This window comes from Lacinutrix sp. MEBiC02595 (genome assembly GCF_053601555.1).
Window position 1 is genome coordinate 1 of the sequence record NZ_JBSHNU010000146.1, and the last position, 8,572, is coordinate 8,572.

General features: G+C 29.2%; 10 protein-coding genes. All 10 read right to left on the reverse strand.

Annotation, left to right across the window (positions count from 1 at the left end):
- Positions 1 to 237: 237 nt before the first annotated feature.
- The gene (locus ACVCZW_RS02135; RefSeq protein WP_452231533.1) at positions 238 to 807 is read right to left on the reverse strand and encodes a DUF4240 domain-containing protein; all 570 of its coding nucleotides are present in this window, start codon (positions 805 to 807) and stop codon (positions 238 to 240) included.
- Between the two features lie 168 nt (positions 808 to 975).
- On the reverse strand, positions 976 to 1,638 hold the full coding sequence (locus ACVCZW_RS02140) for a hypothetical protein (protein ID WP_452231534.1): 663 nt from the start codon (positions 1,636 to 1,638) through the stop codon (positions 976 to 978).
- 193 nt (positions 1,639 to 1,831) lie between these two features.
- Complete coding sequence (locus ACVCZW_RS02145) at positions 1,832 to 2,290, reverse strand: hypothetical protein (RefSeq protein WP_452231535.1); 459 nt, start codon at positions 2,288 to 2,290, stop codon at positions 1,832 to 1,834.
- Positions 2,291 to 2,562: 272 nt separating this feature from the next.
- Positions 2,563 to 3,015: a DUF4279 domain-containing protein gene (locus ACVCZW_RS02150; RefSeq protein ID WP_452231536.1), complete on the reverse strand. Its 453-nt coding sequence runs from the start codon at positions 3,013 to 3,015 to the stop codon at positions 2,563 to 2,565.
- Positions 3,016 to 3,693: 678 nt separating this feature from the next.
- Complete coding sequence (locus ACVCZW_RS02155) at positions 3,694 to 4,098, reverse strand: hypothetical protein (protein ID WP_452231537.1); 405 nt, start codon at positions 4,096 to 4,098, stop codon at positions 3,694 to 3,696.
- Positions 4,099 to 4,252: 154 nt separating this feature from the next.
- Positions 4,253 to 4,969 carry a hypothetical protein gene (locus ACVCZW_RS02160; RefSeq protein WP_452231538.1) on the reverse strand — a complete coding sequence of 239 codons (717 nt, stop codon included), beginning with the start codon at positions 4,967 to 4,969 and terminating at the stop codon, positions 4,253 to 4,255.
- 180 nt (positions 4,970 to 5,149) lie between these two features.
- Positions 5,150 to 5,923 (reverse strand): hypothetical protein, encoded by a 774-nt coding sequence (locus tag ACVCZW_RS02165; RefSeq protein ID WP_452231539.1) that lies wholly within the window; start codon positions 5,921 to 5,923, stop codon positions 5,150 to 5,152.
- A 196-nt stretch (positions 5,924 to 6,119) separates the two neighbouring features.
- Entirely contained in the window at positions 6,120 to 6,554 is a 435-nt protein-coding gene (locus ACVCZW_RS02170) for a hypothetical protein (RefSeq protein ID WP_203395299.1), read from the reverse strand.
- 181 nt (positions 6,555 to 6,735) lie between these two features.
- Positions 6,736 to 7,590, reverse strand: a complete 855-nt coding sequence (locus ACVCZW_RS02175; protein ID WP_452231540.1) for a hypothetical protein — start codon at positions 7,588 to 7,590, stop codon at positions 6,736 to 6,738.
- 155 nt (positions 7,591 to 7,745) lie between these two features.
- Positions 7,746 to 8,405, reverse strand: coding sequence for a hypothetical protein (locus ACVCZW_RS02180; protein WP_452231541.1), 660 nt, complete (start codon positions 8,403 to 8,405; stop codon positions 7,746 to 7,748).
- Positions 8,406 to 8,572: the final 167 nt, after the last annotated feature.

Genomic DNA, 8,572 nt, shown 5'->3' on the forward strand with positions numbered 1-8,572 from the left:
ATAGATTTTCCAATAATTTTTGTTGGTGAGTAACTTATAGATAACGTGTTTGTATATGGTTTGTTGCGTGTTTAAGAACGTAATTTAGCAAATAAAAACCGAATAGAAAATCCGCGAGGGTTTTCGTAAGCAGGCTAGAACTAGCAATAAATTATATACGGTGTTACCAAACGTTTTTCTCGCAAATATTCAGACATCTATAAATAACTAAACTATTTTTGTTCGATTTGAGTTGGCTTATTTAATCAACTTTTCATACATATTAGGTAATATATTTTGCAAATCTGAAATTTTCCAATTTCTATCTCGCTTCATATTGTTAAGAATGATTTCGGATTTAATTTCAGTTTGCTCCACTTTACTTTTTGGTTTTTTCCAAAAATCGCTTTCAATTTTTTGAAATGCTTTAATTTTTAGACCTGTTTCTTGTCTATAGAGTTTTCCACCTAATAATCTCAATTCTGTATATTCACATTCTTTTTCAGGCGTGTGTGTGTTCACTAGAGTATCAGCATTGAGTAATGCATCCAAATATGTTTTTTTGCCTTGTGCAATTAACCATCCAGCAAAATTGTAAGTGTTTGTGTACAAGCCTTTGTTGATCAAAAACTGTGCTGTCCAAATTAAATTACTTGGGGCAGAAATTATAGCAATTTCATATATTTCATAAATAAATTGAAAATGCAACAAATCTTCAACTGATAATGTTGAAAGTTTTTCATTCAGATTTTCAGTTAGCCGCTCGCTTTCTCCATTAGATTTTCCCTTTGCTTCTTCAATAATATTCCAAAATATTTCTCTGTTCATTTTACTAATCGAGTGTTTTTTCAAATGTTTGGTAACGTGTTTGTATATGCTTTGTTGCGTGATTAAGCAACTAAGTTAGTAAATAAAAACGGAATAGAAAATCCACGAGGGTTTTCGTAAGCAAGCTAGAACCAGCAATAAATTATATACGGTGTTGGCAGTAGTTTATTATTTAATATCATTTATAGTATCTTTCACATAAACTTCTTTAATAAAGAATTTTTTATCTTTAATAATTTCAGCTTCTATCGAATCGCTATTTCCAATCTTTCTTCTGTAAGTTGCTAATTCACTAGTATATCCTTTTATTATTTTTTTTCCAGTTTTATGAGCAAAAATACCGAATTTTGGACTGTCAATATTATTATTGTCGCCAAACACTTCTTTTTTAATAAGACTATCAGAAAACTGATTTTTAATAGTAACATTCAAAAGTCTTCTATCAGCATTTTTAAATCTTGAATTAAAGTCTAATTGCGCTACATTTTTACCTAGATAAATGGTGTCAGGAATTTTTAAATAAAAATACGAACTTTTAAGTTTGTCAATTCTATTATCGTTAAAGTAAATATATTGATTTAATAAAACACTATCATTTCGTATCCAATATTCTTCTTTTTTAATTAAATTACCTATTGAGTCATTAAAAATCCACCAGCCTTCTTTATATTTTTTATTAACTATTTTACCTTTTTCTTTTAATATTCCATTATTATAATATTTATAAAATGTATCATTTTCAATAGTTGTTAACTCTGAATATGATTTTTGTATTTTTTTTTCACATGAGAATAAAATACAAAATAAAAACACTAACATTATTTTTTTCATATAATTGATAATAAGTTGTTTTAGAATAGGTTATTGAATTCGGACTTCGTTTTTGAAATTACTGCCAACGTTTTTGTGTATGATTAGTGGCGTGTTTAAGCACCTAATTTAGCAAATAAAAACCGAATAGAAAATCCGCGAGGATTTTCGTAAGTAGGCGAGAACAAGCCATTAATTATACACGTTGTTGCCATTAGTTTTTATTCAGTTTTATTGTCAAAAATTCAGTTGAATCTGTTTCAATTCCGTTTGAGTAAATTGGAATCAGATTTTTGTTTTTAATCAGATATTTTTTGGCTCTTTTTCCCCATATTTTTTCCTTTACTTCCTCGTCTAAAAAAATAACATTGTCATTTATTTTGTAAATTCCTCTGTCAATAGTTGTCCATTCGTAATCTCTTGTCCGCAACATATATTTTCCATTTTCGAATAATCTTAATTCATTTCCAAAAATGTCATTTGCGATAAATTCGGATTCTTTGTCAAAAAAATCTTTCGGAAACCAAAAAGAACTGATTGCAATAAAAGTCGAAATTAAGAGTAAAGTCAAAATAATTTTCGCTTCTTTAATTTCAATTTTGTTTTTAATTTTTTTTCCTTGTTTTACAGAAGTGTAAATAAACACTATAATTCCGAAAACTAAAAAGAACAAATATTTAAAAAAGTCAACTAATCCTCCAAAAGAACCTTCTGTTCTTAATTCAGATAATAGAATTAAAAAAAGTATAATTCCGATTGGAATAAATGCTTTAAATATTGATTTGTAGTTCGTTTTTCTCAAATTAATGGCAACGTTTATGTATATGGAAAGTTGCGGTTTTGTATGCGAGGATTTTCCGAAGGAAAATCAGACGTAACAAAACAAGCAACGACCTTTGATTAAGCACAATACCAGCAATTTTTTATATACTGTGTTGTGTGCAGTTATTTTTCATTCAAATTGTTCAATATTCCGATAGTGTCAGACTTATACAAGTCATAATCTATTTCCGTTCCTGTTTTGTAAAGAAAATCAATCGTTTTTTTATTCAGTCCGAAATATGGTGTTGACGAATCAGGATTAATGTCAATATCTATTACAAATTGGATTCGAGTATTCAGATTAAATTCTTCCTTTAATCGGTTTATAAGGTCAATTTTCGGTTCAAAAAATTCAATTAGTTTTTTCAAATATTTTTCCAAGTCAATTTCATTTCCTGCATCAATTCGATATTTCCAAGCTGTCGATTTTGGCACAGGTTCTTTCTTTATCATTACAGAAGTCGGTTGAATATTTAATTCCTCCGTTATCTTTTCAGTATCGAAATATTCTGCGTCAAATGAGAAATACAAGTAATTATTGCATTCATTTCCGCTATATGTTAATTTCTCGTACATCGGTTTGTTTTAATTGCACACAACGTGTTTGTATATGGAAAGTTGCGTTTTGGTACAGGCGGATTTTCCGAAGGAAAATCAGAAGTAGCAAAAGAGCAACGAACTTTATTTAAGCACTAATCTAGCAATTTTTTATATACGGTGTTATAAAATGTAGCTAAACATCAAATTAAGCACGAATTACTTTGCCGTTAAGTTGCGCAATAAAAGGAGGAAAGCTAAACGTGTTTTGCTTTTACAGTTGAATAACGAAAAGTGTTTTTTTTAACTCTTTGGAGCATTTAGCGATTGAGTAAGCATTTCCTAGCGAGCTAAAATTTCCTTGGCTTCAAAAAACTGCGTAAGAGTTATTTCTCCTTTGCGTCAAAATTCCGCAAAGAATTCAATTCGTGAATTGAGTAAGCAGAATTCACGATTATTTTATTAAGATTTGAGTAAGGAAATAATCCTATTATTTATGTTTTAAGAAATTCAGTTCGTTGAAATTGAGGATTCTCGGCTATTTTTTATAACGTTGTTGTATATGGTTTGTTGCGTGTTTCAAGCAACTAATTTAGTAAATAATTACCGACCAAGAAAGTCCGCGAGGACTTTCGTAAGTAAGCGAGAAGCCAGCAATAAATTATATACGGTGTTGGCAATAGTTTTTTTAATTCAGTTTGTTTTTCCGCTATTTATTCAGTCAGCAGTTTTTTTTATAAATTCATTCGTGAATTCAGATTCCGAGTTTTTTACAAACAGAGTGTCTTTTTCCAGATTCAGTCTATATTCCATAATAAATTCAGTATCTAATTCAGGTTCAATATTCGTTAATTGAGTATAGTAAATTTTTGTTTTGTCACTTTCCCAAGAGAATTTTGTTTTCTTTTCCCAAGCATTATAAATTAGAGAATCCTTAAAGAATTGTAATTCCACAATATTCGAGCTTTTTGTAGATTTCCAAATTCCGATTAAGTCAGTTTTGTTTTCAGCTTTTGGTTTATTTTCAATTCCGCTATAAAAAAAGCTATAAATCAGATAAAGCACAAAAACCTGAATTCCGATTAGAAATAACCATTTTTTGAAGTTCGGACGTTTTTTCATAAATTATTGCCAACGTGTTTGTATATGCTTTGTTGCGTGATTAAGCAACTAAGTTAGTAAATAAAAACTGAATAGAAAATCCGTGAGGATTTTCGTAAACAAGCAGGAACCAGCAATAAAATATATACGGTGTTGTGGCACGTTCTTTTATTCATTAAGGTAATATTTTTGGTCCGATTATATTCATCCAGAAAATAAATCCTGCTATTCCACCAATAAATCCACTTAAAATAAAAGTCATACGTATCTTTTTAGGTATTATTTTAAAAACTACATAAATAGCAATTATAGTTCCCATAGTAGCTAAAATTAATGGAATTGTTCCTGACCATAAATTCAATCCTTGTGAAATATGTAATTCATCTCCAGCGAACCAAGTTCCGTTTCGTGAAATTAATTCTATAGTAATGGAAGCTACAAGATTAAATATTTCTCGTAACCAGAATAATGAAAGGAAAATAGCAAGCCAATCAAAAACTTTCAATCCGTTTTTGCAAATAGATTTCCTACGCCATATTAAAATCAATAACCCAATAGTTCCTGTCAAAATTGTTTGTAAAGGACCTCCAACTGTGATCAGTAAACCACTATTTGATTTTTCGTTCCAATAGCGTTTCTGTAAAATATTATCGTATTCTTCTGTTTTTTCTTTAATATCTTTTGGCCAAGAGTCATATTCAATATTCGAATAATCTTTTGTTAAATCCCTAACCGCTATTACATCTTCATCTTTTAAATATCCTTTTGGCAAGTAATTCATACTTCCATAATGTAGTGTAGTTTCGTAGTCAAAGGATTTAGCTACAATTATATGTCCATATTCGTGACTTATTGTTCCAATTACTGTGAACAGAATAAATCCGATGGTCAAAATTAAGAGGGATTTTATGTTAATTGAAATGTTCATTCAAATGTGCCACAACGTGTTTGTATATGATTTGTTGCGTGTTTCAGCACTAAATTTAGCAAATAAAAACCGAATAGAAAATCCGCGAGGGTTTTCGTAAACAGGCTAGAACTAGCAATAAATTATATACGGTGTTAGGCAACGTTATTTTTCATATTCATATCGTATAACGTCAATTTCATAATTGTCAAGAATGTCAGTTTTAACTTCTTTGATTAACATTCCATTCTCGTCATAGAAGAACTCATTTTCGTGGATGAATTGCTTTTTTCCTAATAACTTTATCTTGTAGGAAAACAAATTTTTCTTAAATTTTAAAATCGGATATTCAATCAATTTATGTAATCGGTTATTTTTATATTCGTACTCATTAATTTGACAATAGTTGTTCTCTTTGAAGTTGATGAATTTCTTTAGAAAACCATTTTCATCGTAATAATACTCACAATTTCCATCGTCATTGGGAAAAACTTTGGTTAGTATGTTTTTCTTTTTGTCAAATTTGTAATTTATAGTGTAAATTTCATTTGGATAATGAAAATCTTCTCGAATTAATTCTTTTCCAGAATAAATGTATTTACCTTCATATTCGAGTTTTTCTTCTTTTCCATAAATCAGAAAGTGATTTTCAGTAATTAGATTTCCATTTTCATACTCAAATTTTTTGTAGCCTTCAAGTTCTGAAATTTCAGGATTTTCATCGAATGAAAATGTTCGTAATTCAATTCTTTCCCCGTTTTGATTGTAGGTGTGATGAGATATTTTCCAATTGATAAAATCAATATGTTTGGTCAGTTTGGAATTTGCATAAAAGTATTGGTGACAAATGAAATTTTCGCTTTTCCCTTTTGAACTTATGGTAAGTTTTCCAGAATCAAAAGTTGAAGTTCTTAAGTTAATATGTCCTTTAAATTCCATTCGAATTGCGATTTTTTCTAATGTTGCCTAACGTGTTTGTATATGGTTTGTTGCGTGTCTAAGCACTAAATTTAGCAAATAAAAACCGAATAGAAAATCCGCGAGGGTTTTCGTAAGCAGGCTAGAACTAGCAATAAATTATATACGGTGTTGGCAATACGTGCTTTATTTTACAATTCCGAAAACTAATAATTTATTATTCTGATTTGTATTTAATTTCAATTTCACGCTCTAAAATCATTTCTTCGTCTAAATTAATTCTGATTTTTATAACACCTTCAGGTACAATAACTTTTCTGAATTTTCTTTTATTCCAAGTATTATGAGTTTTCTTTTTAGGCTTAAATTTATATTCACTCGATTGTGCTAGATAATTTCCATTAGCATCAAGGAAGTCCATTGATGTCACATAGCTTTTTTTATTAAGATTAAACCACTTGACATATAAAGTGACTTTTTCGCCTTCTTTCAAATAAATTTCTTTCAAGTCATCCAATGGCACATTCTTTTCTGATAATCCTGAACATATAATTAGTCTAGCTTTGATGTTTTTCTCACCAGTTTGTCCATAAGTGGTTTTACTAGAAAATAGTATCGAAGTAAATAAAAGGAATAAAATTTTTGTCTTCATTTTAGTTTGTGTTTTTTAATAATTTAATTAGATATGTCTTTTTTTAACGTTCGAGTTCGGCATTATTGCCAACGTGTTCGTGTATGGTTAGTTGCGTTGGCTAGCAACTAAATTAGTAAAAGAAAACGAACCAGAGGAAATTCCGAAGGAATTTCCAAGTAGGCGAGGACTTAGCAATTAATTATACACGGTGTTGTAGCCAGTATTTTTTCCTTAAACTACTCAATTTGATTTTGTTCTTACACTTATTATTTTCAAAGTCAGAATAGAATTCATCTTGAAATAATTTTAGATTGTCCCAATTCGAAAAACTCTGATAGTCTTTATTTGAATAATAATATTTACTAACTTTTAATTGTCCAATTTTTTCAAATTCCGTTTCTGCATTTTTATAATGTTGAGCATGATACCAACTAATTTGTTCAGTTGATTTATATTCTTTGTTTATTTGTTGTTCAAGTCTAAATAATAATTTTGCGTTTTCAAAATCCTTTTCGGTTGGTTTTTCCGATTGTTTAATGTCAGTTACAACAACTAAATTCAGTCCGAATTCTGTTTCTTTTTCCGATTCTAACACAAAAACTCCACAATAATCTCCATCACTTAATTTAAAAACTAAACATTCTCCTTTTTCGAAAATTGCATTTCGTGATTTTTTTATTTTTCGTTTTCGAGATGTCTTTTTTTCGGTTGATATTTTCTTTAAAAAGAGCTCTAAAACTTTTTTGCGTTTATTTAAATCAGATTGTGAAGAGTCAAGCTCTTTCCACAATTCAATATCCTTCCCAGATTCAACAATATCTTTAATCTGATTAAATACTTTTTTGTCCAGTGATTTACATTCCCATTGAGATTTTGCGATAGTAATCCAAAAATTATTTTGGTCTTCGTGAGAATCAATTAATTCTTTATTTTCTTTAATTAACTTTTCAGTAATCGCAGAAACTTTCATTCCTTGATTGTATAATTCAAAGAATTCATAGTTTATATCTTCGTAAATATCGTTTGAAGAAATTCCTGTTCCCCAAGTTCCCATAGGCGTTTCTTATATTGGCTACAACGTGATTGTGTATGGTTAGTTGCGTGATTTAAGCAACTAAGTTAGCAAATAAATCACAGATAGAATATTCCGAAGGAATGTTCGTAAGTAAGCTAAAACCAGCAATTAATTATACACGGTGTTGGCAATAGTTATTTCTGCTTATTCTTGTAAAATTCTCGTCTTTTGTTCAAATAGTTATTCAGTTCAGTTAATGGAATTGCTTTAGTTTCTCCGTCAATATCGCTTTTAAAATAAAAGTCACAAGCAATAATTTCCTCCGCAAAAATTCGTTCTCCAATCAAATAATCAATTGTCATAAGTCCATAATCCTGCATAAACTTTCTATCAACATTCATTGCTTTCTCAAAAATTATAAATTCCATTCCCAATCCTTGTTCTGTTTCGTGCGGAACAAAAGCCATTGCTTTAATTAATAATTCTTTTCCATCATAGTCAAATCCTACATAATCGGGATTTGCTTGTCGTAAAGCTGTAAAAGTAAATATTTTACTATTGTATGCAGATTTTACTGTTTTGTCAACTAATGGAAATAATTCTTCTTTACCATTTGCAGAAATTACAATATCAGTTGGCAAGTCCTTATTCTCATTTATTGAAAACTCAATTAAAAGTTCAGCAGAAATTTTTTTGACCATTTTATTAAGTCTATCCAATTTCTCTTCAGTTGGAAGTTTGTCTATTTCTATTTCGTTTGCCTTTAATTCTTTCCAAAACGATTTGATTTTGTTTTGTCCAGAACAACTTGAAAATATTGATAACATTAAAATCAGAATTAAGGTTTTATTCATTTAGTTCGGTTTTTCTTAATTATTGCCAACGTGTTTGTATATGATTAGTGGCGTGTTTCAGCACCTAATTTAGTAAATAAAAACGGAATAGAAAATCTGCAAAGATTTTCGTAAGCAAGCTAAAACTAGCCATTAATTATATACGTTGTTATCTATAGGTCTTTTCA

Coding starts and splice junctions, on each gene's coding strand:
- ACVCZW_RS02165 (WP_452231539.1), bottom strand. CDS start 5,923: ATGGAATTTAAAGGACATATTAACTTAAGAACTTCAACTTTTGATTCT.
- ACVCZW_RS02155 (WP_452231537.1), bottom strand. CDS start 4,098: ATGAAAAAACGTCCGAACTTCAAAAAATGGTTATTTCTAATCGGAATT.
- ACVCZW_RS02170 (WP_203395299.1), bottom strand. CDS start 6,554: ATGAAGACAAAAATTTTATTCCTTTTATTTACTTCGATACTATTTTCT.
- ACVCZW_RS02140 (WP_452231534.1), bottom strand. CDS start 1,638: ATGAAAAAAATAATGTTAGTGTTTTTATTTTGTATTTTATTCTCATGT.
- ACVCZW_RS02135 (WP_452231533.1), bottom strand. CDS start 807: ATGAACAGAGAAATATTTTGGAATATTATTGAAGAAGCAAAGGGAAAA.
- ACVCZW_RS02175 (WP_452231540.1), bottom strand. CDS start 7,590: ATGGGAACTTGGGGAACAGGAATTTCTTCAAACGATATTTACGAAGAT.
- ACVCZW_RS02150 (WP_452231536.1), bottom strand. CDS start 3,015: ATGTACGAGAAATTAACATATAGCGGAAATGAATGCAATAATTACTTG.
- ACVCZW_RS02180 (WP_452231541.1), bottom strand. CDS start 8,405: ATGAATAAAACCTTAATTCTGATTTTAATGTTATCAATATTTTCAAGT.